The sequence below is a fragment of the Streptomyces sp. NPDC053542 genome (assembly GCF_044544685.1).
Lineage (GTDB): Bacteria > Actinomycetota > Actinomycetes > Streptomycetales > Streptomycetaceae > Streptomyces.
Genome location: NZ_JBITXL010000005.1, coordinates 1 through 24923, shown reverse-complemented (window position 1 = coordinate 24923; position 24923 = coordinate 1). Strand labels below are relative to the sequence as shown.

Annotated in this window: 17 protein-coding genes and 1 riboswitch; of the genes, 7 read left to right on the top strand and 10 right to left on the bottom strand. The window is 73.1% G+C overall.

Annotated elements, in window-relative coordinates; all coding sequences use genetic code 11:
- Window positions 1-102: 102 nt before the first annotated feature.
- Entirely contained in the window at window positions 103-1218 is a 1116-nt protein-coding gene (locus tag ACIGXO_RS15070; RefSeq protein ID WP_399787067.1) for a PP2C family protein-serine/threonine phosphatase, read from the top strand.
- Window positions 1219-1271: 53 nt separating this feature from the next.
- Here ACIGXO_RS15070 and ACIGXO_RS15065 read toward each other — a convergent pair whose 3' ends face one another.
- Window positions 1272-2360 (bottom strand): DUF2332 domain-containing protein, encoded by a 1089-nt coding sequence (locus tag ACIGXO_RS15065; RefSeq protein ID WP_399785745.1) that lies wholly within the window; start codon window positions 2358-2360, stop codon window positions 1272-1274.
- 246 nt (window positions 2361-2606) lie between these two features.
- Window positions 2607-2778: riboswitch (cyclic di-AMP (ydaO/yuaA leader) on the top strand.
- An 11-nt stretch (window positions 2779-2789) separates the two neighbouring features.
- Between ACIGXO_RS15065 and ACIGXO_RS15060 the strand changes: the two genes are divergently transcribed.
- Both ACIGXO_RS15060 and ACIGXO_RS15055 read left to right on the top strand, forming a co-directional pair.
- Window positions 2790-4001, top strand: a complete 1212-nt coding sequence (locus ACIGXO_RS15060; protein WP_399785742.1) for a M23 family metallopeptidase — start codon at window positions 2790-2792, stop codon at window positions 3999-4001.
- Between the two features lie 485 nt (window positions 4002-4486).
- Entirely contained in the window at window positions 4487-5470 is a 984-nt protein-coding gene (locus ACIGXO_RS15055) for an aldo/keto reductase (RefSeq protein ID WP_399785739.1), read from the top strand.
- Between the two features lie 79 nt (window positions 5471-5549).
- Here the strand turns inward: ACIGXO_RS15055 and ACIGXO_RS15050 are convergent, their stop codons facing one another.
- The 6 genes from ACIGXO_RS15050 to ACIGXO_RS15025 all read right to left on the bottom strand — a co-directional run bounded on the left by ACIGXO_RS15050 (window position 5550) and on the right by ACIGXO_RS15025 (window position 12335).
- Complete coding sequence (locus ACIGXO_RS15050) at window positions 5550-5849, bottom strand: hypothetical protein (RefSeq protein ID WP_399787064.1); 300 nt, start codon at window positions 5847-5849, stop codon at window positions 5550-5552.
- Window positions 5850-5967: 118 nt separating this feature from the next.
- Window positions 5968-6354, bottom strand: a complete 387-nt coding sequence (locus tag ACIGXO_RS15045; RefSeq protein ID WP_399785737.1) for a very short patch repair endonuclease — start codon at window positions 6352-6354, stop codon at window positions 5968-5970.
- A 73-nt stretch (window positions 6355-6427) separates the two neighbouring features.
- Window positions 6428-7759: a PrsW family intramembrane metalloprotease gene (locus tag ACIGXO_RS15040; RefSeq protein ID WP_399785735.1), complete on the bottom strand. Its 1332-nt coding sequence runs from the start codon at window positions 7757-7759 to the stop codon at window positions 6428-6430.
- A gap of 375 nt (window positions 7760-8134) precedes the next feature.
- Window positions 8135-8968 (bottom strand): tRNA (guanosine(46)-N7)-methyltransferase TrmB, encoded by an 834-nt coding sequence (gene trmB, locus ACIGXO_RS15035; RefSeq protein WP_399785732.1) that lies wholly within the window; start codon window positions 8966-8968, stop codon window positions 8135-8137.
- A 181-nt stretch (window positions 8969-9149) separates the two neighbouring features.
- The gene (gene lhgO, locus ACIGXO_RS15030; RefSeq protein WP_399785730.1) at window positions 9150-10568 is read right to left on the bottom strand and encodes an L-2-hydroxyglutarate oxidase; all 1419 of its coding nucleotides are present in this window, start codon (window positions 10566-10568) and stop codon (window positions 9150-9152) included.
- Between the two features lie 180 nt (window positions 10569-10748).
- Window positions 10749-12335, bottom strand: coding sequence for an MFS transporter (locus tag ACIGXO_RS15025; protein WP_399785727.1), 1587 nt, complete (start codon window positions 12333-12335; stop codon window positions 10749-10751).
- A 797-nt stretch (window positions 12336-13132) separates the two neighbouring features.
- Between ACIGXO_RS15025 and ACIGXO_RS15020 the strand changes: the two genes are divergently transcribed.
- Window positions 13133-15220, top strand: a complete 2088-nt coding sequence (locus ACIGXO_RS15020) for an asparagine synthase-related protein (RefSeq protein ID WP_399785724.1) — start codon at window positions 13133-13135, stop codon at window positions 15218-15220.
- Between the two features lie 80 nt (window positions 15221-15300).
- Here the strand turns inward: ACIGXO_RS15020 and ACIGXO_RS15015 are convergent, their stop codons facing one another.
- Both ACIGXO_RS15015 and ACIGXO_RS15010 read right to left on the bottom strand, forming a co-directional pair.
- Window positions 15301-17181 carry a sigma-70 family RNA polymerase sigma factor gene (locus ACIGXO_RS15015; protein ID WP_399785722.1) on the bottom strand — a complete coding sequence of 627 codons (1881 nt, stop codon included), beginning with the start codon at window positions 17179-17181 and terminating at the stop codon, window positions 15301-15303.
- A 238-nt stretch (window positions 17182-17419) separates the two neighbouring features.
- On the bottom strand, window positions 17420-18232 hold the full coding sequence (locus tag ACIGXO_RS15010; RefSeq protein WP_399785719.1) for a TetR/AcrR family transcriptional regulator: 813 nt from the start codon (window positions 18230-18232) through the stop codon (window positions 17420-17422).
- Between the two features lie 443 nt (window positions 18233-18675).
- Here ACIGXO_RS15010 and ACIGXO_RS15005 point away from each other — a divergent pair, with 443 nt between their 5' ends.
- Both ACIGXO_RS15005 and ACIGXO_RS15000 read left to right on the top strand, forming a co-directional pair.
- Window positions 18676-20031, top strand: coding sequence for an NAD(P)/FAD-dependent oxidoreductase (locus ACIGXO_RS15005; protein WP_399785716.1), 1356 nt, complete (start codon window positions 18676-18678; stop codon window positions 20029-20031).
- Window positions 20032-20439: 408 nt separating this feature from the next.
- Window positions 20440-22353 (top strand): SpoIIE family protein phosphatase, encoded by a 1914-nt coding sequence (locus ACIGXO_RS15000; RefSeq protein ID WP_399785713.1) that lies wholly within the window; start codon window positions 20440-20442, stop codon window positions 22351-22353.
- 111 nt (window positions 22354-22464) lie between these two features.
- Here the strand turns inward: ACIGXO_RS15000 and ACIGXO_RS14995 are convergent, their stop codons facing one another.
- Entirely contained in the window at window positions 22465-23751 is a 1287-nt protein-coding gene (locus ACIGXO_RS14995) for an MFS transporter (RefSeq protein ID WP_399785710.1), read from the bottom strand.
- Window positions 23752-24098: 347 nt separating this feature from the next.
- Here ACIGXO_RS14995 and ACIGXO_RS14990 point away from each other — a divergent pair, with 347 nt between their 5' ends.
- Window positions 24099-24659, top strand: a complete 561-nt coding sequence (locus ACIGXO_RS14990) for a MarR family winged helix-turn-helix transcriptional regulator (protein ID WP_399785707.1) — start codon at window positions 24099-24101, stop codon at window positions 24657-24659.
- Window positions 24660-24923 lie beyond the last annotated feature (264 nt).

The following is a 24923-nucleotide window of genomic DNA, read 5'->3' as shown; positions in this document are numbered from 1 at the left end:
CGGTGGTGACGTACGGCGGTACCGCGGTGGTGACGGAACAGCGCTACGGCGGTGGCGAAGGGAGGGCGGGCGGCGGTGCGGACGGGGCGAGGCGGCGCGGGCATGCCGGGCGACCGGGAGCGGCAGGCCCGCCGGGACGGGCTGTCGCCCGTCAGCCGCCGGCTGGTCTGCTGGCTGCCCGCCATGCTCCTGGTCGGCGGCCTGGCCTTCGACCTGCTGACGCCGCCCCAGTACACCGCCGCGCCCTTCTTCTCGGCGGCGCCGCTGGTCGCCGCGCCGCTGTACTCGCTGCGCAACACGGTGCTGGTCAGCGTCCTGTCCGTACTGGCGGAGCTGGGCGTGGCCGCCGCCCACGGCCGGGCCGGTGGCTACGAGTCGTACACCGAAGCGGTGACGGTCCTGGTCGTCGCCCTCCTGGCGCTCGGGATCAACCGGGCGGTGCGGATGACCGACGCCCGGCTCGCCTCCGTGCGCGACGTGGCGGAGGTCGCCCAGCGGGCCGTGCTGCCGCTGCCGCCGGACCGCATCAGCGGGCTCGACGTCGCCGCGCGGTACGAAGCGGCGCAGGCGGACGCCCGGATCGGCGGCGATCTGTACGCCGTGCAGGACACCCCGCACGGCGTACGGCTCATCGTCGGCGACGTGCGGGGCAAGGGCCTGGAGGCGGTGGAGGCCGCAGTGATCGTCATCGGGGCCTTCCGGGAGGCCGCGGAGCAGGAGGCCACGCTGGAGGCGGTGGCGGGGCGGCTGGAGCGGGCGCTGCAGCGCGAGGGGAGCCGGCGGGAGGGGCTGGACCAGTTCGAGGGGTTCACCACCGCGGTGCTCGCCGAGGTGCCGTCCGAGGAGCGCGGGGTGCTGCGCGTGCTGAACCGTGGCCATCCGGCGCCGCTGCTGATCTGCGCGGACGGCACGCTGCGCGAGCTGGAGCCGCGGATGCCGGCGCTGCCGCTCGGGCTGAGCGAGGTCGCGGGCTGGCCGGACCGGGCCGACCAGGCCGATTTCCCGCCGGGCGCGACGCTGCTGCTGTTCACCGACGGGGTGACCGAGGCGTGGGACGCCAGGGGCGTGTTCTACCAGCCGGCGGTCCGGCTGGCCGGCCGGACGTTCACCGGCCCCGGCGCGCTGCTGGACGCCCTGATCGAGGACGTGGCGCGGCACACGGGAGGGGAGACGGCGGACGACATGGCGCTGCTGGCGGTACGGCGGCCGGAGGGGTAGGGGGATCGGGCGCGGGGGCCCGACTTCCCGGGCGGGCTGGGTGGCCGCCGGGGTCACCCCACCCGCGGCGCCTCCTCCAGCCACTGCACGCGCTGCCCGTGCCGGTCCGTGAGGGCGACCGGCCGGCCGTCGAGGGCGAGGGTGAGCCGGTGCGCGTCGGCGGGGCGCGGCCCGGGCAGCCACGGCAGCACGCTGTGGTGCTCGTGGGAGACCCAGTGCCCGGCCCGGTCCGCCAGGACCGACCGTACGACCCGGGCGAACTCCTCGCGGCGCTCCGGCGGCAGCTGCGTCAGTACGTCCGTGTGGAAGACCACCAGCGTCGCGTCGAGCGGCGCCTGCGCGGCCAGCGCGGGCAGCTCGTCCAGGAGGTCGCCGCGTACGAGCGGAGCGGGCGGTGCCGCCTGTACGGCCTCGATGGCGCCCAACTGGCGCCGCTGACGTTCCGCCGCGTCGGGCCCCGAACCGGGCCAGCTCAGCGCCTGGAGCCAGCGCACGTCGTCGGGGTCGGTCACGTCGAGCGGGTTCAGGTCGATCCCGGCCCGCCAGACGATCCGCGGGAGCCCGGCCGGTACGGGCGTGCCCGGGGAGGTACGGCAGCGAAAGACGACCGGGCTGCTGGAAACAGTGCCGAACTCCCGGCTGACCGCAGCGCCGGACCCCGGGCTCTCCGCGGCGCCGAACTCCGGGCCGTCGTCGTACCGGTAGCGGTACCGGTCCGGGTGCAGGCACAGCCCGGCCGACGCGCCGACCTCCAGGAGCGCGAGTGGCTGGGGGAGTCGGGCGAGGAGCGGCAGCAGCGTGGCGCAGCGCGCGGGCTCGTCGGTCCGCGTGAGCCGCCGCGTCATGACGTCGCGTACGTCGTCCCAGTGCCGGAGGGTCCACTCGCGCCAGGTGCGGTACGCGAAGTCGCCGCGCGGCCCCTGGTCGGCGTGCGGGCCGTCGAGGTAACGGACGGCGGCGAGCAGGAGAGGGGGCTGCTGCTCGGTGCCGGGCGGCAGCGAGGCGCCCAGGAAATCGCAGAATTCCGGGTCCTGGCTGATGCGGGCGGTCAGCTCCTCATGCGCTTCGGATTCGCCCCGCGCCTGCTGCCACGAGAACTCCGCGTACCGATCCGCCACTGCCTGCGCGCTGTTGACGACCATGATCAGACGTTACTGCTCTCACTGTACGTAATCGCCGCGCACCCCTCCGCATAACAACTGACAAACGATCAGTCCGGTCCGGGTTTCCGATACACGGTCAACTCGCCCCCATTTGGTCATGACTGGCCGCATAAGTCCAGCTCAGCGGGCGTATGGATTCCGGGGAACGCTTGGAATCCGGCCGTCCCGTCTATTACTGTCCGATAACGCAGCGCGGTCGGACCAGCCGTCGCAAGAGGCGGCACCGCGCGGCCGACGCCGAATCCCAAAAGCGCACTTCACCACCGCACCACCTGCCCAGGGAACCGGGGAACCACCACCTTGGGGTGAATCGGACGACTCCCCCCGGAGCCGCCCGTAGGAGACCTTCCTGCTCCGAACCCGTCAGCTAACCCGGTAGGCGAGAAGGAAGGAAAGGAGTGCGCCCCCGTGGCGTCCAACAAGCCTGCCCCCACTGACCCTTCGACCGCGTTCCGCGAACCTCATGAGGGTCACGCGGCCTCGGAGTTCGCCGCCTTCGGCGGTGCCGCGGACACCGCCGTCACCGCCGCTTTCCCGGCCGTCGACGGGGACCGCCCGTACGGCTCGTACGGGTCCCACGACGCGTACGGGGCCCACGACGTGTACGGATCGCCCGACGCGTACGGTCCGAACGAGGAGTGGAACCCCACCGAGGAGTCCGTACGCCCGGTACGCGGCCGGCACCGCGTGGCCAAGCAGCGCGGCGGCGGCCTCGCCCGCAGCAGTACGGTCCTGGGCGTCGGCGTCATCGCGGCGGTCGGCGCGGGCGGCATGGCCTCCGCGCAGGGCAAGCCGCAGGTCTCCATATCCATGCCCGACCTGGGCAGCATGGCCGAACAGGTCTCCGCGAAGCTTCCCGCGGCGGAGACCCTGCCGGGCATCGGCGACCTGGTGTCCCGGGACTCCGCCGGGACGGGGGCGGACGCCGCGCAGGGCGGCCCGTTCACCGCGGCGGCCGGCGGCGAGGCCGGTCAGGGCGGCGGCGAGGCGCTCCGCGCCCGCATCCTGGAGCAGGCCGAACGGGCGCAGAGCTCCGCCGACCAGGAGGCCCGCGAGGCCGCCGAACAGGCCGCGGTGAAGCAGGCCGAGGCGGACGCGGCCGAGCGTCAGCGACAGGCCGAGAGCGCGAAGAAGAAGGCCGCGGCGGAAGCCAAGGCCAAGGCCGAGGAAGAGGCGCGCAAGAAGGCGGCCGCCGAACGGGCCGCCAAGCTCGCCGAACTCGCCAAGAGCTACACCCTCCCGGTCTCCTCCTTCACCATCACCGCCACCTTCGGGCAGGGCGGCGACCGCTGGGCCGCCGACCACACCGGCCTGGACTTCGCGGCGCCGACCGGTACCCCCGCCAAGGCCGTGCACGGCGGCACGATCACGCAGGCCGGCTGGGCGGGCTCGTACGGATACCGCATCGTCGTCACCCTCGACGACGGTACGGAGCTCTGGTACTGCCACCTCTCTTCGATGGTGAAGACCTCGGGCGAGGTGAACACGGGCGACGTCATCGGCCGGGTCGGCGCCACGGGCAACGTCACGGGCCCCCACCTCCACCTGGAGGTCCGCCCGAGCTCGGACACCCCGGTCGACCCGATGCCGTGGCTGCGCGATCACGGCCTGAGCCTCTGACGGACGCGTCACCGAGCGATTGAGCGTCTGACGGAGGCCCCACCGAACGTCTGACTGACTGTCTCACCGAACGTCTGACGGAAGCCCCACCGAACAGCTGGCTGACCGTCTCACCGAACGACTGACTGACCGTCTCACCGAACGGCCGATGTCGTCGATGTGGTGAAAGGCCGAGAACGACCGTTCCTGGGGGCTTCCGTCCGCCCGTCCGGGGCACTTGTCCGCCGTCGCCGCCGCCTCTGCGCCCCGTTCCGCCGTGAACGGGAACCGGGCGCACATCAGGAGGGGAGGGGCGGTGGCCGACGGCCGGGTCTCCGCGTACCGCGGGCCCGCACGTTACGGCGGCCCTGATGGCCACCCGCACACCGCGGCGGCCATCGGGCCGCCGGCCGCCCCGGCCACCGTCAACGCCTCTGGCGGCGCAACCGAGTGATGACCCCTCACCTCCCGGAATATCTCCCCGGCCGGCCCCCGCTGACCCTGATATGACCACTTCTTCCGCCCCCACGCCCGGCCACGGCCCCGTCTCCGTCTCCGCCACCAAGACCCTGGGCTCGCTCACGGTCTCGCCCCTCTCCCTCGGCGGCAACGTGTTCGGCTGGACCGCCGACGTGGCGACGTCCTTCGAGGTACTGGACGCGTTCACCGGGGCCGGCGGCAACTTCATCGACACGGCCGACGCCTATTCCGTCTTCGCCCCCGGCAACAAGGGCGGCGAGTCCGAGACGATCATCGGCGACTGGCACACCGCCCGCGGCAACCGCTCCGACCTCGTCATCGCCACGAAGGTCGGCGCCCTCCCCGAACGGAAGGGCCTGTCCGCCGCCAACATCAAGGCGGCCGCCGACGAATCCCTGGCCCGCCTCCGCACCGACCACATCGACCTCTACTACACCCACTACGACGACGAGTCCGTCGAGGTCTCCGAGATCATCTCCGCCCTCGACGACCTGGTGAAGGCCGGCAAGGTCCGCGAGATCGGCGCCTCCAACATCTCGCCCGAGCGGCTCCAGGCATCACTCGAATTCTCCGAACGCGAGGGCCTGGCCAAGTACGTCGCCCTCCAGCCGCACTACAACCTCGTCTCCCGCGACACGTACGAGGGCCCGCTGCGGGACATCGCCGCCCGCCACGGCCTGGGCGCCATGCCGTACTACGGCCTCGCCTCCGGCTTCCTGACCGGCAAGTACCGCCCGGGCACCGACGTGGACAGCGCCCGCTCCGGCAAGGCCGCCGCCCACCTCGCCACCGAGCGCGGCCGCCGCGTCCTGGCCGCCCTCGACGAGGTCGCGGCCCGCCACAACGCCGAACAGGCCACCGTCGCCCTCGCCTGGCTCGCCGCCCAGCCCACGGTCACGGCCCCCATCGCCAGCGCGCGCACGGTAGCCCAACTCCCGGCCCTCCTGGCCCTCGGCACCCTCCCCCTCACCAACGAGGACCTCACCCTCCTGACGAACGCCTCGGCGTAACCCTCCAGGGCCCCGGCACACATCAAGGGCGGCTGCGGGGCAGCCGCCCTTGATGTGTGTCGGCATGGACTCCCTCACATCACTTCCGGTCGACGACCACCCAAGAAGCCGCCGCCACGGCCCCGGCCACCGCGAACACCGAAGGCCAGGCCCCTACCTTCTTCGCCAGCGGATGCGACCCGGCGAAGGCCGCCACGTACAACCCGCTCAGCGCCGCCGCCGTACCGTTCCCACCCTTCCGCTGCCACTCCCGCGCAGCCACGGCCCCCGCCGCCGCCAGCGCCACGCCCCCCAAAGGCCGCTTCCTCGTCCACCGAGCCACGCCGTAACCCCCGACAAGCCCACCCGCAGCCACCACACTCGCCGGCACCCGAGCCATCACCAAAACCTCCACATCAGGGACATCTCTGCCCATGACCTTACGCCCGGCTACCCCGGCGTGGGCGAGGGAGGCACCCCTGCGACCGGGACATTCCGCCCCGTCGCAGTCCACGCACTCACTGGTGCCGGCGCCGCGCGGCCGAGACCGAGTTCGCCACCCGCTGTGCCACGTCGGCGGGGTCCTCGTGTTCCCAGAAGCGGAGGACGGTCCAGCCGGCGGCGGTGAGGTGTTCGGTCGTCTCCACGTCGCGTGCCATGTTGCGGTCGAGCTTCTGGCGCCACCATTCGGCGTTCGCCTTGGGGTGGGTGGCGTGCTCGGGGCAGCCGTGCCAGAAACATCCGTCGAGGAAGACCGCGATCCTGGCGCCGGGGAAGGCGATGTCGATCGTGCGGCGTGGCAGGTCGGGTACGCGGCGCTGCAGGCGGTAACGGAGGCCGGCGGCGTACAGCAGGCGGCGGACGGTCATCTCGACAGAGGTGTCCTTGCTGGCCTGGCGACTCATGCGGGCCGATACACCGGGGGACGAGGGCGTGACGGGCACGCAGCCCATTGTGCCGGACAGCGCGTGAACGGCGTCAGCGGTTGCTGTCGGGCGTGCGGTACTCGTCCCACGCGGCGGGCGCCTGCGGCGAAGGCGGCGCTTGATGCCGCGTGTGGTGGGCGTGGGTCAGAGCCGGGTGGGCCAAAGGTTTGGTTTGCCAGAGGTGGTGGAGGAGGGTGCGTTCGCGGGTGTGGAAGTCGGGGGTGGGGCCGGTGCGGTGGGCGCGGCGGCGGAGGAAGGCGAGGGAGGTGGCCAGGGCGGCGTACTCGGTCACGGCCCGGGCGGCGGCGGGGCCGTGGGTGCGGCGGGCTATCGAGCGGGCGAGGGCGCGCGTCCTGAGGGAGGAGAGGGTGAGCGGGTCGGTCGGGGTGAGCCAGCCGGCGGCCGCGTACGGGGGCAGGTACGTGCGCAGGGAGCGCAGCTCCTCGCGACGGGACCAGACGGCGAGGCAGGAGAGGGCGGCGAAGACCGGGACCATGAAGAGCCCGTAGACCGCCAGGAAGCCGAAGCTGCCGAGGGACGAGGCGCTGTTCCATATGGAGTGGAGCAGGATCGCCGTCGTGAGGCCGAGGACGGGCAGCGCCAGGCGCAGCGAGCGGTGGTGCGGGTAGCGGGTCGCGGCTATGCCGAAGGACAGGCCGGTCAGGACCGTGAAGAGCGGGTGCGCGAACGGCGACATGATGACGCGTACGAAGAACGTGCCCGCGGTGAGCGAGTCGGCGAGCCCGGCCAGTGAGTGCAGGCTGAGCGAGCCGAGCGAGAGGTCGCGGCCGACGGCGTTGCCGAGGTAGAGGACGTTCTCGGTGAACGCGAAGCCGGTGGCGGTGAGGCCGGCGATGACGATGCCGTCCGTGATGCCGTCGACGTGCCGGCGGCGGAAGACGAAGAGGAGGAGGACGGCGGCGGCCTTCGCCGTCTCCTCGACGACCGGGGCGACGACCGAACTGCTCCAGGTCTCGGCGTCAGTCGGGGAGACGCTGGCGATGTTCGTACTCAGCCACTGGGTCGCGAAGCCGTTGGCGGTGATCGCGACGAGGGTCGCGGCGCAGGCGCCCCAGGCGAAGGCGAAGGCGAGGTTGCGCCAGGGTTCCGGCTCGACGCGGTCCAGCCAGCGGAAGGCCGTGACGAGGATCGGTACCGGGAAGACGGCGAGGGCGAAGCCGACCAGGAACCCTTCGGTGCCGGTCTGGCGGCGGACCAGGGTCAGGATGGCTATGCCGGAGAGCGTCAGCAGGGCTATGAGGGTGATGAGGGAGGCGATGCGGAGCGCCGCCCGGCGGGGCGTGCGGTGCTCGCGGACGCTTCGGTGCTGATCGCGGGCGGCTCTGCGCTGCTCGCGTCCGCCTCTGTGGTGGGTGCCGGCCATGGTGCCGTCGGGGGGCTGGGGCAGAGGCGGAGGGCCGCTCGGGGGTCCGTACGGGGGGCCCGAGGGGCGGTCCGGTGACGGCTTGGACGGGTGCACTCTTCGACAGTAACCACGAGGTGACGGCGGCGCGCGGAGTCGTGCACCGGGGCTGAGAGCCGATGGATGGGGCGATCGGTATGGGCCAGTTTTGCCCGTACTTGTGTATGCCTGAGGGAGCCGTACGGACGTATGCCTGCGGGAGCTGTACGGGGCGCTTCGCCGGTCCCCGGCGCCCGTCGGTTCTGTCCGCGTCGGGTCAGTACGCGTCGGTTCAGTCCGTGTCGGTTCAGTCCGGTGTCGGCCGTGCCGGTTCAGTCCGGTGTCGGCCGTGCCGGTTCAGTCCGTGCGGCGGCGGAAGAGGAGGTCGTGGACGACGTGGCCCTTGTCCAGGCCCTGGCCCTCGAACTTGGTGAGCGGGCGGAAGTCCGGGCGGGGCGCGTAGCCGCTGTCCGGGTGGATGTTCTCCAGGGTCGGCTCGGCGCTCAGGACCTCGAGCATCTGCTCCGCGTACGGCTCCCAGTCGGTGGCGCAGTGGACGATCGCGCCCGGGGCGAGCCGCGTGCTGACCAGCGAGAGGAACTCCGGCTGGATCAGGCGGCGCTTGTGGTGGCGCTTTTTCGGCCACGGGTCCGGGAAGTACACGCGCAGACCGGCCAAGGAGGCGGGCGCCAGCATCTCGCGGAGGAGGATGATCGCGTCGCCGTTGGCCACGCGGATGTTGGACAGGCCGTTGCGCTCGGCGAGGGCGAGGAGATTGCCCTGGCCGGGGGTGTGGACGTCGCAGGCGAGGATGCCGGTGTCCGGGTCGGCGGCGGCCATCTGGGCCGTCGCCTCGCCCATGCCGAAGCCGATCTCCAGGACGACGGGCAGGCCGTCGAAGAGCTCGTCCAGGTCGATCCGGGAGAGGCCGTCGATGTCCAGGCCCCACTTGGGCCACAGGCGGCGCAGCGCGTCGGCCTGCGAGGGCGACACCCGGCTGCGGCGCGGCTGGAACGAGCGGATCCGGCGCTCGTGGTGCGAGCCCGCCGGGTCGGCGGCCGGTCCGGTGCCGTCGGGGAACATCGGCTCGCCGCGGGGGCGCGTTTGACGCGCGGGGGGCGTCTGCGCTTCGGGGTGCGCCTCGGGTGCGGCGGGGGTGGGGTCGGCTGGGGTGGTGGGGTTCTCGGACACAGTGGGTCGATTCTACGGGCGGGGGAGTGGGGCCGGGGGCGGTGGCGATGGGGGCGCTGGTCGGTGGTGGGGGCGGTTGTCCGGCTGCCCGCCGGTGGGGGGTGCCGCTGTGCCCACCCGTGCCGCCCAGCGGCACGATTGCCCACAGCGGGCGGCGGGGGCGGGACGATCGGCAGCGGGGTTACCCCAGCGCTCCCAGTGCCCGGCCCGCGATTTCGCGGCCGATGGGCAAGGAGGCCGTGGCCGCGGGGGACGGGGCGTTGAGGACGTGGATGGTGTGGGGGCCCTCGGTGATGAGGAAGTCGTCCACCAGGGTGCCGTCGGGGAGGACGGCCTGGGCGCGGACGCCGGCCGGGGCCGGGACGAGGTCGTCCGCCGTGATCGCCGGGAGCAGGCGGCGGACCGCGTCCGTGAAGGCGCGCTTGGAGAGGGAGCGGTGCAGCTCCCCAGCGCCGTACCGCCAGTGGCGGCGGGCTATCTGCCAGGCGCCCGGATACGCCAGGGTGCCGGCCAGCTCCGCGGGCCGGACCGTCCGCCAGTCGTACCCCTCGCGGGCCATCGCCGGAACGGCGTTCGGTCCGAGGTGGACCTCGCCGTGGACGCCGCGGGTGAGGTGGACGCCGAGGAACGGGAAGGCCGGGTCGGGGACGGGGTAGACCAGGCCGCGGACCAGGGAGTCGCGCGCGGGGGAGAGGGAGTAGTACTCACCGCGGAACGGGACGATGCGCATCCCGGGGGCGTCACCGGCCAGCCGGGCGACGCGGTCGCAGTGCAGACCCGCGCAGTTCACCAGTACCCGGGCGCGGACGACCCGGCCGGCGGACGTGCGGACCGCGACGCGGCCGCCGCGCCGGCCGATCGTCCGCACGTCCGCGCCGTACTCGATGCGCGCGCCGGCCTCCGTGGCGAGGCGGCCCAGGCGGTCCGCGACCGCGCCGAAGTCGGCGACGCCGGTCGTGCCGACGTGGATGGCCGCGAGGCCGCGCACCTCGGGCTCGTACTCCATGATCTGCGCGGGGCCCAGCTCGCGGACGGGGATGCCGTGCTCGCGGCCGCGCTGGATGAGGGAGTGCAGGCGGGGCAGCTCGGCGCGGTCGGTGGCGACGATCAGCTTGCCGGTGACGTCGTGCGGGATGTCGTGCTCGGCGCAGAACTTGACCATCTCGGCAGAGCCCTCGAGCGCGAAGCGGGCCTTGAGGGAGCCGGGCGGGTAGTAGATACCGCTGTGGATCACGCCGCTGTTCCGGCCCGTCTGGTGCCGGGCGGGGCCGGGCTCCTTCTCCAGCACGACGACGCGGGTGCCGGGCGCTGCCCGGGTGATCGCGTACGCCGTCGAGAGGCCGACGATGCCGGCACCGATGATCACCACGTCGCAGTCGGAGCGGGGCGCCGTGCCGGAGGTCCCGGCGGGCTGACCCGCCGTGCCGGGGGCCTCGGCGGGCCGGGAGGCGCCGACGGGCCCGGAAGCGCCGACGGTCCGCGCGTCGTCCCCTCGCGCGCCCGCGGGCTCCCCCGCCCCCGTTTCCGCACGCCGCGCGGCCCCCGCGCCCTCACCCGGGGCCTGCCCCGCGGGCCGCCCCTCCGCCTGCTCGAACGCCATCGCGGCAGCACCTCCCCATCACGAGCAACGTCACGTCACGACCGACATACCCATCATGACGGGGGGCACTGACATCCGTCCGTCACCGGCTTCTCCGGCCGGGCCGTGACCAGGGCGGCGCACCGGGAAGAGCCGCCCGAAAGAGCGCACCGGGAGGGGGACGGGAAGGCGGGCGACCGGCTAGACCGGCGCCACCAGCAGGGGCCGGGCCCGTTCCCGCAGCTCCACCACGCGCGGCTCGTCGCCGTACGGCTCCAGCCGGTGCAGAAGGTCGCGCACGTACTCCGTGGTGCGGGCGGAGGAGATCCGCCCGGCCACCTCGACCGCGCGGGTGCCCGCCGCGCAGGCCGCGTCCAGATTGCCCGATTCCAGCTCGGCCACCGCCGACACCACCAGCCGCAGGCCGTGCGAGCGCACGAATTCCTCGGTCGGGCGGGACAGGGCCTGTTCCGTGAAGCGCCGTACCTGGCGCGGAAGTCTCAGGTCGCGGTAGCACTCGGCGGCATCGGCCGCGAACCGCTCGTACGAGTAGAAGTCCAGCCAGGACGGGTCGGGGTCGCCCTCACGGGACCGTTCGAGCCAGCCCTCGGACGCCTTCAGGGCGACCTCGCAGGCGCGGCCCTCGCCGGCCTTCGCCTGGGCGCGCGCCTCGACCAGCCGGAAGAAGCTCATCGTGCGGGCCGTCGCCAGCCCCCGGTTGCGCTCCAGCGCGGCCTGGGCGAGGTCGACGCCCTCGTCGGCGAAGCCGCGGTAGGTCGCCTGCAGCGACATGGATGCCAGGACGTAGCCCCCGAGGGGCACGTCGGCGGCGGCGCGCGCCAGGCGCAGCGCCTGGATGTAGTACCGCTGCGCCGCCTCCTGCTGGCCCGTGTCGAACGCCATCCAGCCGGCCAGCCGGGTCAGCTCGGCGGTGGCCCCGAACAGCGCGCGCCCCACCTCGTCGCTGTACGAGGCGAGGAGTAACGGCGCCGCGTCCACCCGGAGGCACTCGGGCACCATCGAGGAACGCCAGTCGCCGCCGCCGTACTTGGAGTCCCAGCGGCGCGCGTCCTCGGCGGCCTCGCGCAGCTTGGAGACGTCACTGTGGCCGACGTGCTGCGGCAGCGGATCGCCGCCGGCCGCGGTGTCCTTCGGGTCGTCCTTGCCGGCCGGGTCCTTGCCCGGGAGAGCGGAGGTGCTCGGTATCCCGGAGAGCGTCGGCGCGCCACCAGGTGCGGCGACCGGCCCCTCGGGCCCCGCGTCCGTATCCGTGTCCTGCGGGCCGCCCCGCCCCGTTCTCGCCTCGGGGACGCCCCGCGCCACCGAGCTGTCGGCCGGGGATATGAGCCAGCGGGAGGCCGGGGTGGCGTACGCGCTGACGGAGAAGGAACCGGCCAGGCTCTGCCAGATGCCGCCGCCGCCCGCTCGCCGTCCGGCCAGATCCAGCCGGTACAGCTCGGTCGCGGACCGTACGGCAGCGTTCACGTCGCGCGGGAAGGCCAGGCCCACTTCGGGCGCGGGGTCGGCGTCGGCCAGCCCGATTTCGTGCAGCGGCACCGGCCGGCCGAGCTTGCTGCCGATCGCAGCCGCAATCAAGTGCGGCGCGGCACCCTGCGGAACCATGCCCTTCGACACCCAGCGGGCGACCGAGGTCTTGTCGTAGCGAAGCGTCAGGCCACGCTGCGCACCGAGGTCGTTGACCCGGCGGGCGAGCCCGGCGTTACTGATCCCCGCGAGGGCGAGAACGGTGCCGAGTTTTTCGTTCGGCCCGCGAGTATCCCTGGACATGCGCACCCCTCGACCAAGCGACGGCCACCCCGTACTCCCCGGGGCATGCGTCCACCCAGAGTAGTTCGCTGAATCCCGACCGTTAAGGGTCGGTGTCCCGGATGGCGAGATTCATGTCTGCAGGGGAGGTCACATGTGTGCATGTGCTCCGGGTACGTGTTGCCGTGCGCCCGTCCGTGCGCGCTGGCCGCTCCAAGGCGGGCACGTTTCCATGGGACTTGCGTGGGTCGGCCCGCTGCACTGGATCCAGTGGGCTGGGGGACACCGCCACCTCATTCCCCGCGGGTGGCGGTCCGGTCCGGGGGGTGAGTCCCACCTCCCGGACTGTCGCGATCACTTACGCAACGCATCGGAACGGGACCGCCAGGCGGTCCGTACGGTCCGCCGCCCGGGTCGCGCGCCCCGTTGACCGCCCCCGAATGCGCCGGGTCCACGCCGAGAGCGCTTCCGTCCGCAACGTATCGGTACGGAACGGACTTTGGCTGAATACCGTCACCCACCCTTTTCCCGCCGCGGGCAGCGCGCAGCTCCGAGAAGCGGCGTGCGCGGCCCCTGAAGACAGCGTGCGCGTCTCTGAGAAGCAGCGCACGCGGCTCTTCGGAGCGGCGCACACGGCTCTTCGGAGCGGCGTCGCGGCACCGGGGGCACCCGCGTGTACACGCCGCCCTCATGCCGCCTCCCACCCGCCTCTGTCGTGGCAGAGTGGTCCGCACAACTGCTGTGCCACGCGCCGTACGGGGCGGACGAGTGCCCCGTGACCGGCGTAGGGAGCGACGGGGAGACGGGCGGAGGCCGCGATGCGCTGGTTGGTGGGGTGGAGCAGTACCGCCACGGGCCCGGACCGCATCGACGACAGCCGTACGGTGCTCCCCGTGGGCGCCCAACTCCTGTGGGGCGACCCCGATCCGCTGTGGGCGGTCGGCGACTGGCGCCCCGACGAAGTACGCGTCGTGCAGGCCGACCCCGAGACCCGGATCGCGGTCTTCGGGGTGTGCGGCGCCACCGACGACCAGCTGCGGGTGGGCCTGCTCGCCGCGCGCGGCGGCGCGCTGCGCCATCTCACCGCCTGGCCCGGCAGTTACACCGCCGTCGCCCAGGTGGGCCGGCGGCTCACGGTCACCGGCGACCTGGCGGGCGCCCGCCCGGTGTTCCACACCCGGTGGGCGGGCGGCACGGCCTACGCCACCGCCGCCCTGCCGCTCGCCGACCTGATCGAGGCGAGCCTCGATGTGGGACACCTCGCGGCGCTGCTGGCCTGCCCGGACGCCCCCGAGGCGCTCGGCACCGGCACGCCGTACACGGGCGTGCGGCGCGTCCCGCCCGGCCACGCCCTCGTACTGCGCGGCGGCTCCAGCGAGATCACCTCGTACGAACAGGCCCATTCGCTCGCGGTCTCGGGGCCGCAGCTCGCGCCCGAACAGGCCGTGGACGGCGTGCGGGAGGCGCTCGTGGACGCCGTGCGGGCCCGGCTGGCGGCCCCGCGGCACGCCCCCGACCCGCACGGCGGCCCGGGGGCTCCCGGCGGCCTGGACCCCGGCCCGGTGCCCGGCATGGGCCCGGAGGACCGACGGGCCGCGCGCGGCGCACCGGCGCCCGGCGTCGGCGCCGACCTGTCCGGCGGCAGCGCTTCCGGGACGCTGGCGCTGCTCGCGGCGGGCCTGCCGGGGCAGCCGGGGCGGCTCAACGGGCAGGGTGAGCGGCTCCTCGCGGTGACCTTCAACGACCGGGCCGGCAATGGTGGCCAGGCGTACCGGGAGGCCGAGCTGGAGCGCGCCCGCAGCATCGCGGACAACCCGCGGCTGCACCACGTGGTGGTCGCGGCGGGCGAGGAGGCGCTCCCGTACGCGGACCTGGGGGCGGGGCCGCTCACGGACGAGCCGGGGCCCTCGATGGTCGCCGCCGAACGGCACCGCAGGCGGCTGCTCTCCGGAAGCGCCGACCACTTCGTGGGGCACGGCGCGCGGCAGGTACTGGACGCCCATCCGGCGCGCCTGGCGGACCTGTTGCTCGACCGGCGCCGCCGCCACCTGCTGCGCCCCGTCACGGCGCTGGCGAAGGCCGACGGCGCGGCCGCGCACTCGGTGTTCATACCGTTCACGGTCTACCGGGCCGCGCGGAAGCTGGCCCGCACGCCCTACAGGGCGGGCATCTCCGCGGCCGCCGCGCGTCTCTTGGGGCGGGAGTTCGCGGACGAGGTGGCGGGCAGTGCCGTGGAAGCCTCGCTCGCCGCACTCACGTGGTGCCGGCCCGGTCCTGCCGCGCGCTGGCTCACGGGGGAAGCGCTCGCTGAAGTATCGGTTCGGCTGAGCGACGCGGCACTCCGGGCCCCGGCCGTCGGCCGCCCCGGGGAACGCCGGGCACGCGCGGCGCTCGCCCGGCACGCCGCCGACCACCGCATCTTCGAACAGGCCGCGGAGGTACGGAACCAGCGGCTGCACGCGCCCTTCCTGGACAACCAGGTGGTACTCGCCTGCCGCGCGCTCCCGGACACGCTCAGGGTGCAACCGGGGGCACGCGCCTCGGTGCTGCGCGCCGTGCTCTCCGGAGCGGGCATCCGCGACCTGCCACCGGGCTGGGGCGCGACCTCGCACGTGACGCACGCGGCGGCGGTACGGGCCGGGCTGCGCGCCTCCATGGACGACCTCGTGCGGCTCTTCGACGCGCCGCTGCTCGCCGACGCGGGGCTGGTGGAGGCCCGTGTCGTACGGAAGGCGCTGCGTGCCGCGGCCGAGGGCGCGCCGCTGCCCCTGGACGGCCTGGCGGAGCTGGTCTCCACGGAGCTGTGGCTGCGCCGGCTGCTCGCCCGCCGCGGCACGTGCTGGACGGGCGCGGCCGCACCCCGTCAGCGCGCCGTGTCGACCGGCGTCGAACGACTGGCGCTGTAGCCCGCCGAAGCCGCCGGGCCCCGGGCCCTGCAGAAGCCTCTCCCGGCCCCGCAGAAGCGCCCCCAGGCCCCCTCAGCGCCTCACCGGCAGCTGATCCGTGACTCTGCCCAGTCGCTGAACGTCAGGGTGTCAGCGGCCGTTTGCGGCTCGGCGACCAGCCGGATGGACGTGCGGCCCGCCAGCGGGACATGGACCGGTACGGCTTGCTCGCCGCCCCGCACCACACCGGAGCGCCACTGCCGCACCCCGTCCGCGTACACCGAGAAGCGCACCGCGCCGCGCCCCATGGCGAGGTCGTCCACCCCAGCGAAGGCGTCGAAGGCCGTGCACTCCCGGTTGAGGTCGATCGTCACCGAGGACGGGGCGTGCGTCGTCACACCGTGGGAGTAGTGCTTGCCTCCGATGCTGACGCCCCCCTGGCGCTGCCACAGGAAGCTGCTCTCCGTGCCGCGTACCTCCGGCTTGCTGCCGTTGCCCGTGAAGTCCCAAGCCAGCGTGTTGACGGCATACGGGGCCGCGGGCGGCGGGGGCGTCGGCTTCGGGGGCTTCGGGGTCGGAGTCGGAGTGGGCTTCGGTTTCGGCTTCGGCTCGGGCGCCGGCTTCGGCGGCGCGGGCTTCGGCTTGGGAGTCGGGGTCGGCTTCGGCTTCGGCGGCGCGGGCTTAGGGGCGGGCGGCGCGGGCTTGGGCGCCGGCTTCGGTGTGGGCGAGGGCTCGGGCTTCTGGGGCAGCGGGCTGGACGGGGCCGGGCGGGGCCGCTCGGCGTGCGGCTTCGGCGGCTCCTGAGTGCCGGCCAGCGCCAGCGCCAGCCCGGCGGCGGCGACCGTGAGGCCGGCTCCGATACCGACCTTCGCGGGCATTCCGAGGCCCTCGGAGGCCGCTCCGGCCCCCGCGGAGCCCCCCGACCCCCCGGCGGCCGCAGCGGCCCCGGCACCGGCCGCCGCGCCCGCTCCGGCGACCCCGGTGACCGCGGCCACGCCCTTGACCGCGTAACCGGCGGCGAACCAGCCGATGACGGCGACCGGCAGCACCGCGCGGATGTGCTGGTTGACGTCCGCGACCTCGCGCGCCGCCAGGCGGCAGCGCGGGCACTCGTCCAGGTGCTTGCGCAGCCCGCGTTCGGCCCGCACCCGGAGGCCGCCGCGCGCGTAGGCGCCCAGCTGGTCCGCGTACCGGGCGCAGTCGCCGCCCGCCGTCAGGGACTGGCTGACGTGCGCCTGGAGGTACGCCTGCTTGAGGCCCTCACGGGCGCGGTGCGCGAGCACGGCCGTGGCGTTGGCGGACAGCCCGAGGAGCGGCGCGACCTCGCTCGGGGACTCCTCCTCGACCGTCGTGTGCCACAGCACCGTCTGATAGCGCTCGGGGAGGCTGCGGAACGCCTGTACGGCCATGTCCCGCTCGGCTTCGTGCATGGCGCGTACGTCGGCCCCGAGGTCGAGCGTGTCGTCGTCCATGGAGGAGCCGGCCGCCGAGGAAGCGAAGACCGCGAAGTCCTCGACCAGGTGCTCGCGCTTGGCGCTCTTGCCCCAGTCGGCGGCCGCGCGGCGCACGGTGGTGAGCAGGTACGCCCGTACCGCGGTCTTCGGCCCGGCCCCGCGGCGCACCGCCTGCAGCGTGCGCGCGAAGACCTCGCCGGTCAGGTCCTCCGCGGTGTGCGCGTCCCGGCAGCAGGTGCGGGCGTAGCGGCGTACGGCGTCGGCGTGCCGGCGGTACAGCTCCTCGTACGCGCTGTCGTCACCGCCGCGCATACGGGCGACGAGCTCGGCATCGGACGGGGGCGTGCCGGGTGTACCGGGCTCCGCTTCGGAAGGGCCGGAAGGGCTCCGCCCGGTCCCGCGGGCACTGCCGTCCTCGGGCACGCGCTGCTGCGGCACTGCTTCTGGCCGGGCGCTGTCGCTGCCGGAGGTGGTCGATTCCGCGCCGACGCCGCCGCCGTCGCGCTCGTCACGCCCCTCAAAAGTCATCGCCGAGGCCCCCGGACCACGCTCCCGCATCTGAACATCGCGCAAGCCTGTCACAAGGATGGCCGAACCCTTATGGGTCAGCGGCGCAATCACTCATCCGGATTGACTTCTTGTCTAACAGCTCTAGCTTCCGCTCTTTCGGGGCATGCTTGCAGGCTTAGGGGTACGCCGTGCGTGCACCAAGGCAGAGGGCCGGCGGGGGCCACTGCCCCCGCCGGCCCCCGCGAGCCGTCCGTCGTCAGGCCACCGGCCGCGACCGCAGACCCTCCAGGAGGATCTCCAGCAGCCGCGCGGAGGCGGCCTGCTGCTGCGCCGCGTCCGGAAGCGAGGGCGCGCCCGTCGCGATCACCAGCAGCACGTCCGACACCGTGACGTCGGCGCGCAGCTCCCCGGCCTCGCGCGCCCGCTCGACGAGCTGCCCGACGACGTCCAGAAGCGCCTGGGCGCCCCCGCTGTCCGCCGTGGGCCCGTCCGGGGCCTGCCCGTTGGAGTGCGGCTGGGCCGACTCGTCCTCCGGCGCCGTGCGCTGCGCGACGATGCGCAGCTCGCCGGGCGCGACCGCCGGCTCGGGCGACCGCTGCTGCGGCACCCGCGCCCCCGTGAGCCCGTCGCCCCCGTCCACGCCGCTGCCCACCCGAAGGATGCTCGGCGGCAGCAGGCGGCCGGCGCCGGACGCCACGGACGTGCGCAGGAAGCGCGAGAGGGCCGACCAGGGGTCGTCCTCCTGCCCGAGTGCGGTGCGCGCCTGGTCCGTCAGCCGTGCGGTCTCCTCCTCCGCTATCCGGCGGACCAGTACGTCCTTGCTCGGGAAGCGGCGGTAGACCGTGCCCACCCCGACCCGGGCCCGGCGGGCCACGTCCTCCATGGGCGCGCCGTATCCCAGCTCGCCGAAGACTTCACGGGCAGCTCGCAGAACATGTTCCAAGTTGCGCTGTGCGTCCACCCGGAGCGGAGTGGTCCGCCCGGGTACGCCGGCCTCGCCCACGCCGCCGGTCCGGTCACCCGGCACGGACGCCACGGCCGCCGGCCAATGAGAACTCTGCATGTGCATAGATGATCCCCCGGTAATGACGTCTCCCCCCGGAGACTCCCCGCCCTGACTGCCGGGGCAGCCGACAACAGGCTCCACCCCGACGAGGTACGAACATAGTTGAGCGCAGGTCAAGAATGAAGGGGGCAGTTCCGTACAGTCCGCCCCTCGAACGGAGTACGCGCCCGTTCCATCCCGTTTCCGTACACTCCCGCCATCTCGTACCCCCCGTCTGACCTGCGGATCTCATCCCACACCGGCGGAAGGGGAGGTTCCAACAGGGGGTTCGGGGCACCGACCGTATTTCGCCTGTCCTGTGGACAAAGAGACGCCGGGGGTGCGTCATGGAGAAATGCTGTGTCCCGAAGCGGGTACACGTGCATGTGATCGTGGCTCCGCCGGGCCGGACCGACGGCCCCGGACGCACCCCACGGGCCACGGGCGACGTCGCGAGGAGATCCTCTGTGAAGCACCCGGCGCGCATTCTCGTAGTCGGCGGCGGTTATGTGGGCATGTACACCGCCCTCCGCCTGCAGCGGAAGCTCAGGAAGGAGCTCGAGGGCGGCACGGTCGAGATCGTGGTGGTCGACCCGGAGCCGTACATGACGTACCAGCCGTTCCTGCCGGAGGCGGCGGCCGGCTCCATCTCGCCGCGCCACGTCGTCGTTCCCCTGCGCCGTGTGCTGCCCCTGTGCCAGGTCGTCATCGGCGAGGTCACGGACATCGACCACGCCAAGCGCACCGCCACGGTGAAGACGCTGGCCACGGAGGAGGAGGGCACCGGCGCCGTCGAGACGCGGTACGACGAGCTGGTGCTGGCACCCGGCTCGATCTCGCGCACCCTGCCCGTCCCGGGATTGGCCGATTTCGGTATTGGCTTCAAGACCGTCGAGGAAGCCATCGGGCTGCGCAATCACGTACTGGAGCAACTCGACATCGCTTCCTCCACCCGCGACCCGGCGGTCCGGGACGCCGCACTGACGTTCGTCTTCGTGGGCGGCGGTTACGCGGGCGTCGAGGCGCTCGCCGAGCTGGAGGACATGGCCCGTTATGCCGTGCGGTACTACCACAACGTCCGGCCCGGGGACATGAAGTGGCTGCTCGTCGAGGCGACCGGCCGCATCCTGCCCGAGGTCGGCGAGGAGATGGGCGAGTACGCCGTACGGGAGCTGCGCGGTCGCAACATCGATGTACGGCTGAACACGCGCCTGGAGACGTGCGAGAACCGCGTCGCCGTACTGGACGACGGGTCACGCTTCCCGACCCGCACCCTCGTATGGACGGCCGGCGTCAAGCCGCACCCCATCCTCGCCGCGACCGACTTCCCGCTCACCGAGCGCGGCCGTCTGAAGTGCAATGCCACGCTCCAGGTGGCGGGCGTCGAGCATGCCTGGGGCGCCGGTGACGCCGCCGCCGTACCGGACCTGACCGCCGACGAGCCGGGCAAGGAGTGCGCGCCCAACGCCCAGCACGCCGTCCGCCAGGCCAAGGTGCTCGCGGAGAACATCGCCGCGGCAATACGGGGCGAGCCCCTCCAGGACTACGCCCACAAGTACGTCGGCTCGGTCGCGTCCCTGGGGCTGCACAAGGGCGTGGCACACGTGTACGGGCGGAAGCTGAAGGGCTATCCGGCGTGGTTCATGCACCGCGCCTACCACCTCAGCCGCATCCCGACCTTCAACCGCAAGGCCCGCGTGCTCGCCGAATGGACGCTCGCCGCCTTCTTCAAACGCGAGATCGTCTCGCTCGGCTCCCTGGAGCACCCGAGGGCGGAGTTCGAACTCGCGGCGGGCACGGGGCGGCACAACGAGGCGAGTTGACGACGGGACCGGCACGGCGTTGACGCCCCTTCGGGTGGCCCGGCGCGCCGTACAGGGACACCCTGCGTACGGTGTCGGCCGGGCATAGCCCTGGACCATATGCCTCTGTCGGTCATACGTTCACCGTTGCGTTCAGTCGAACGGGCGGTCAAGGACGCGGTCAGGAACCCCACCCGCCACCCCGGCGTCTGACGTATGTCAGTCCGGTCGGCCACACTGGACGTGTGACCATGGGTGGGCTCGTATCTGCAAAGAGTGACAAGCGCGAGGAATTGGGACGTTTGCTGCATCACGCCAGAGGGCGCTCGGCGCGCCCCCGCCCGACCTTCCGCCAGCCAACGGCCGGGAGGTACCTTCTGGCCGCCGGACCGACTCGGCGCCGCGACGCGAAGTAAGAGGTACACCTCCGTGAACTTCACTCGCTGGAGCGCCCGTTTCCCCGGCACGCAGCGCCGCGCCGCGCGGTCCGACCGCGGTGCGGCGCCGGGCGCGTCGTCCCCCAAGCCGCCGCGGAGAGCCCCCGCCCCCGGAGCCGCGCAGCCCGCGGCTGCCTCCGGGGCCCCCGCGCCGCTGCCCGCCGACGAAGCGGAACGGCCGGATGCCGACCCCGCGGCGCCCACCACGGCAGGCATCGCCTCGGGCACCACGGGCGCGCCACCGGGCGCGGCCCCCGGGAGCGCGGTCCCCGCCGCCCGCGCCGAGCGCTCCGAAGCGCACACCCCGCCTTCGGGTGCGGCGCCCGGCGCCTCCGGTGCGCAGCCGCCCACCGTCGACGTGCTCTCCGCCCACGAGATCCTCGGCACCATCCCGGCCCTGGTCGCCGTCGTCTACGGGCCCGAGCACCGCATCGCGTACGTCAACGGGGCGTACGCCAAGGTCTTCGGCGAGCGCCCTGCGGGGTCGACGGCCCGGGAAGCGCTGCCGGAGCTCGCCGAGCTGGGGCTGCTGCCGCTGATGGACCAGGTACTGCGCAGCCGCAAGCCGCGCACGGTCAAGGCGCGCAAGGTCCCCGGCGGCGCCGGCTCCGACCTCAGCCGCGACGGCTACTACACCTTCACCTGCACGCCCATCGAGGTCGCCGCCGCCAGCACCCCGGCCCCGGACCCCGAGATCGCCTGCGTCGCGCCGCACAAGGGCGTCCTCGTCTTCGCCGCCGACGTCACCGACCAGGTCGAGGCCGCCGAGCGGCTGCGCGCCGCCGAACGCCGCCAGCGCGAGGCCGCCGTCACCCTCCAGCGCTCCCTGCTCCCCCAGGAGCTGGAGCAGCCCGACGACCTCCGGGTCGCCGCGATCTACCACCCCGGCGGCACGGACGCCGCGGTCGGCGGCGACTGGTACGACGTGATCACCCTCGGCGCCGGGCGCACCGCACTGGTCATCGGCGACGTGATGGGCCGCGGCGTGCGCGCCGCCGCCGTCATGGGCCAGCTCCGTACGGCCGTCCGCGCCTACGCCCGGCTCGACCTCCCGCCGCACGAGGTCCTGCAGCTCCTGGACGGCCTCGCCGCGGAGATCGACGCGAGCCAGATCGCCACCTGCGTGTACGCCGTGCACGACCCCAACGAAGGCCGGCTGGTCTACGCCTCGGCCGGCCACCTGCCCATCCTCGTGCGTAACCAGGACGGCACCGTCCACCGCGCCGAGGAGCCGACCGGCCCGCCGCTCGGCACCGGCGGCTGGCTGCACACCTCCGGCAGCGTCCCGCTCGGCCCCGGCTCCACCGCCGTCCTCTATACGGACGGTCTCGTCGAACGCCGCGACAAGGACATCGACGAGGGCATCGCCGCACTGGAGCACGCCGTCTCCGGCGCCACCGGCGCGCCCGACATCATCTGCGACCGCCTGCTGCGCGCGCTCGGCATCTCCAACGACCACGACGACGACGTCGCCGTCCTGGTCCTCCAGCACCCGGACCGCACCGGCCCCGAGGCCGAGCTCTTCCACAACGCCGCACTGGAACTGCACGGCGGTACGGAGGCGGCGCCGCGCGCCCGCGCCTTCGCCTCCGGCGTGCTCGCCTCCTGGCGCTTCTCGCCGGAGCTGCACGACCTCGGCGTACTGGCCGCGAGCGAGCTGGTCGCCAACTCCCTCCAGCACGGCACGCCACCCATGCGGCTGCGGCTGCGGCGTACGGACCGCCGCCTCATCGTCGAGGTTACCGACGGCGACGACCACCTGCCGCGCCGCCGCCGCGCCGAGCCGGTCGACGAGGCGGGGCGCGGCATCTCGATCATTGCCACGATCGCCTCGAACTGGGGCTCGCGCCGCACACCGGGCGGCGGGAAAGCGGTCTGGTGCGAGTTCGCGCTGCCGCGCGAGTAGCCGACCGGCCGGGCTGAGACCCCGCACACACGCCCGCACACCAGCGCGCACATAAGAAGGAGCCCGGGCCCGTACACGTTGTACGGACCCGGGCTCGGCCGGTCGCGCGGCTCACGCCGCGCAGGCCACCTCCTCGCGCACCGGAACCTCCGCCGGTGCTGCCACGGCCTGCGGGTTGTCCTGGGCCGGGGTGAGCAGCCGGCCCAGCCGCAGGGCCAGCGCCGAGATCCCGAGCGCGCACACGAGCAGCGTCACGATGTACGCGACAGCGGCGCCGTGACCCACCATCAGGGAGCCCACGGCCGGCCCGACCGCCAGCGCCAGCTGCTTCACCAGGGCGAACACCGAGTTGTACTGACCGATCAGCCGGCTCGGCGCCAGATCCGCCACCAGCGGCTGCACCGTCGGCGACAGCAGCGACTCACCCACGCCGAACAGCATGTACGTGGAGATCAGCAGACCCGTGGCCAGCGCCTGCGCGCCGTGCACCAGACCGGACAGGCCCGCCGCGACCCAGGCCACGGTCCATATGAGGCCGACCATCGCGATGACCCGGCTGCGGCGCCGCCGCTCGACCAGCTTCAGCACGACGAACTGCGCCAGCACGATGGCCGCGGTGTTGGCCGCCAGCGCGATGCCCATCGTCGACGGCTGGATACGCGTGACCTCGGTGGCGTACGCGGCGAGGCCCGACTCGAACTGCCCGTAGCAGGCGAAGAACAGTACGAACCCCAGCGCGCACAGCCACATCATCCGCCGGTCGGCGAGCAGCGCCTTCCAGGCGCCTTCGGCCCGCGCCTCGACCGGCACCGCGTCCTCGACCTTGGGCGACTTCGGCAGCCGTACGGTCGCCACGGCCGCGCCGAGCACCAGGAACATCACGGCCTCGATGGCGAAAAGTCGCACAAAGCTCGCCGGGTCGTTCTCGTTCACGAGCATGCCGCCTATGAGGCCGCCTATGCCCAGGCCCAGGTTGTTCAGGAAGAACTGGGTGGCGAAGGCGCGCGACCGCGTCACGGTCGTCGAGCACCAGACGATCATCGTCGCCAGCGCCGGCTGGATGACCGCGATACCGGCGCCGAGCGACAGCGCCGAGGCGATGACCATCGGCTCGTTGTCGGAGAGCCCGAGGCCCAGCGAGCCGAGCGCGGCGGCGAACGTGCCCACCACGGCCACCGGCAGCGGACCCCGTCGGTCGATGGCACGACCGGTGAAGGGCAGGACGAAGAGCGCGGCGGCGGCCAGCATCGCGAGCACGATGCCTGCCGTACTCGCTCCAAGATCGCGCACCTTCGCCACGTAGACGTACAGATACGGAACCGTGAAGCCGTTGCCGAACGCGCTCAGCGCGTTGCCCAGCTGGATCCGGCGCAGCGCGGCGCCCATTGCGGTGGTCACACTCACCTACCTAGGTCGAGAGGGTCGTCAGATACGTACATGCGTGCGCATTGCTGCGCGGGTGTGCGCATTTCTGCGCGGGTGTGTGCATGGCGGAGCGAGGCGCACGCGGGTATTGAGACCCCCGGAGCAGACCTGGTGCCCCCCAGCACTGTGACTCCAGAGGAAGATAAGGAGCTTTGCGACGTGTCAGGTCAAAACCAGACAGTCTCAAGACGGCCAGTTCCTGGACAGGCTCACCCAAGACAGACAGTCACAAGCTGAAGACTTCAACTCTAAAGTTCGAAGCTAAAGAGTACATGACCAAGGACTTCAACGCCAATGCGTTACGTGTCATACTCCGTCGCATGTCAGAGCCCTCAGACGCGGTCTCCCGCCCGGCCGAGCCGAGCCTCGAGGAACAGATCGCGGCCTACCAGCGCGAGTTCCAGGACCTCGACCCCCAGGTGGAGAAGGTCGTCTCCGCGCTGCAGCGCCTCAACCGCCGGATGAACGTCGCCTACGGCCGGCAGACCGCCACGCTGGGGATAAGCAACGCCGAGTGGGAGGTACTGAAGGCCCTCGTCGTCTCCGGAGCGCCGTACCGCCTCGGCCCGGGCGACCTCGCCAAGCGGCTGGGCCTCACGCCGGCCGCCATGACGCACCGCATCGACCGCATGGCGAGCGAGGGGCTCGTCAACCGCGAGCGCGACGAGAACAACCGGGTCCGCGTCATCGTCGAGCTCACCAGCGAGGGCCGCGAGAAGTGGCTGGAGGCCATGCGTCTCGCGTCCGTATTCGAAGAGGATCTGCTCCAGGACCTCGATTCACGCGAACGTGGGTTGCTCGGTGATGTACTGACGCGGTTGCTGCGCCGGGTGGAGGACGCCCAGCCCGACGCGGACGGCCGCCTCAGCGACCTCGATTGACCTCGCCTCACCTCTACTGGCCTCGGCAGTAACGGCGGTCTCCGGAGGGGGCAGGGGGCCGGTTGACACGGCCCACCCCGATCCGTAGTGTTCTCCGAGTTGCCACACAGCCGTAACGGTTTTGCGGCAGCCACTCACGCCGCACCGGCGGCAACCCACTACTGCACGACCTTCCCTCGGGAACAATTTCGGCATGCCGAAATTCGGACCGCGGACTCGATTATGAGTCGCCAGGGGAAACCGCTAAAGTAGTGGACACGCCGG

What these genes read in the sequence shown, in the direction of transcription:
- ACIGXO_RS14990 (WP_399785707.1), top strand. Translation starts at nt 24,099, where the DNA reads ATGTCAGAGCCCTCAGACGCGGTCTCCCGCCCGGCCGAGCCGAGCCTC.
- ACIGXO_RS15040 (WP_399785735.1), bottom strand. Translation starts at nt 7,759, where the DNA reads ATGGCCGGCACCCACCACAGAGGCGGACGCGAGCAGCGCAGAGCCGCC.
- ACIGXO_RS15025 (WP_399785727.1), bottom strand. Translation starts at nt 12,335, where the DNA reads ATGTCCAGGGATACTCGCGGGCCGAACGAAAAACTCGGCACCGTTCTC.
- ACIGXO_RS15010 (WP_399785719.1), bottom strand. Translation starts at nt 18,232, where the DNA reads ATGCACATGCAGAGTTCTCATTGGCCGGCGGCCGTGGCGTCCGTGCCG.
- ACIGXO_RS15050 (WP_399787064.1), bottom strand. Translation starts at nt 5,849, where the DNA reads ATGGCTCGGGTGCCGGCGAGTGTGGTGGCTGCGGGTGGGCTTGTCGGG.
- ACIGXO_RS15065 (WP_399785745.1), bottom strand. Translation starts at nt 2,360, where the DNA reads ATGGTCGTCAACAGCGCGCAGGCAGTGGCGGATCGGTACGCGGAGTTC.
- lhgO (WP_399785730.1), bottom strand. Translation starts at nt 10,568, where the DNA reads ATGGCGTTCGAGCAGGCGGAGGGGCGGCCCGCGGGGCAGGCCCCGGGT.
- ACIGXO_RS15015 (WP_399785722.1), bottom strand. Translation starts at nt 17,181, where the DNA reads ATGACTTTTGAGGGGCGTGACGAGCGCGACGGCGGCGGCGTCGGCGCG.
- ACIGXO_RS15020 (WP_399785724.1), top strand. Translation starts at nt 13,133, where the DNA reads ATGCGCTGGTTGGTGGGGTGGAGCAGTACCGCCACGGGCCCGGACCGC.
- ACIGXO_RS15055 (WP_399785739.1), top strand. Translation starts at nt 4,487, where the DNA reads ATGACCACTTCTTCCGCCCCCACGCCCGGCCACGGCCCCGTCTCCGTC.
- ACIGXO_RS15070 (WP_399787067.1), top strand. Translation starts at nt 103, where the DNA reads ATGCCGGGCGACCGGGAGCGGCAGGCCCGCCGGGACGGGCTGTCGCCC.
- ACIGXO_RS15045 (WP_399785737.1), bottom strand. Translation starts at nt 6,354, where the DNA reads ATGAGTCGCCAGGCCAGCAAGGACACCTCTGTCGAGATGACCGTCCGC.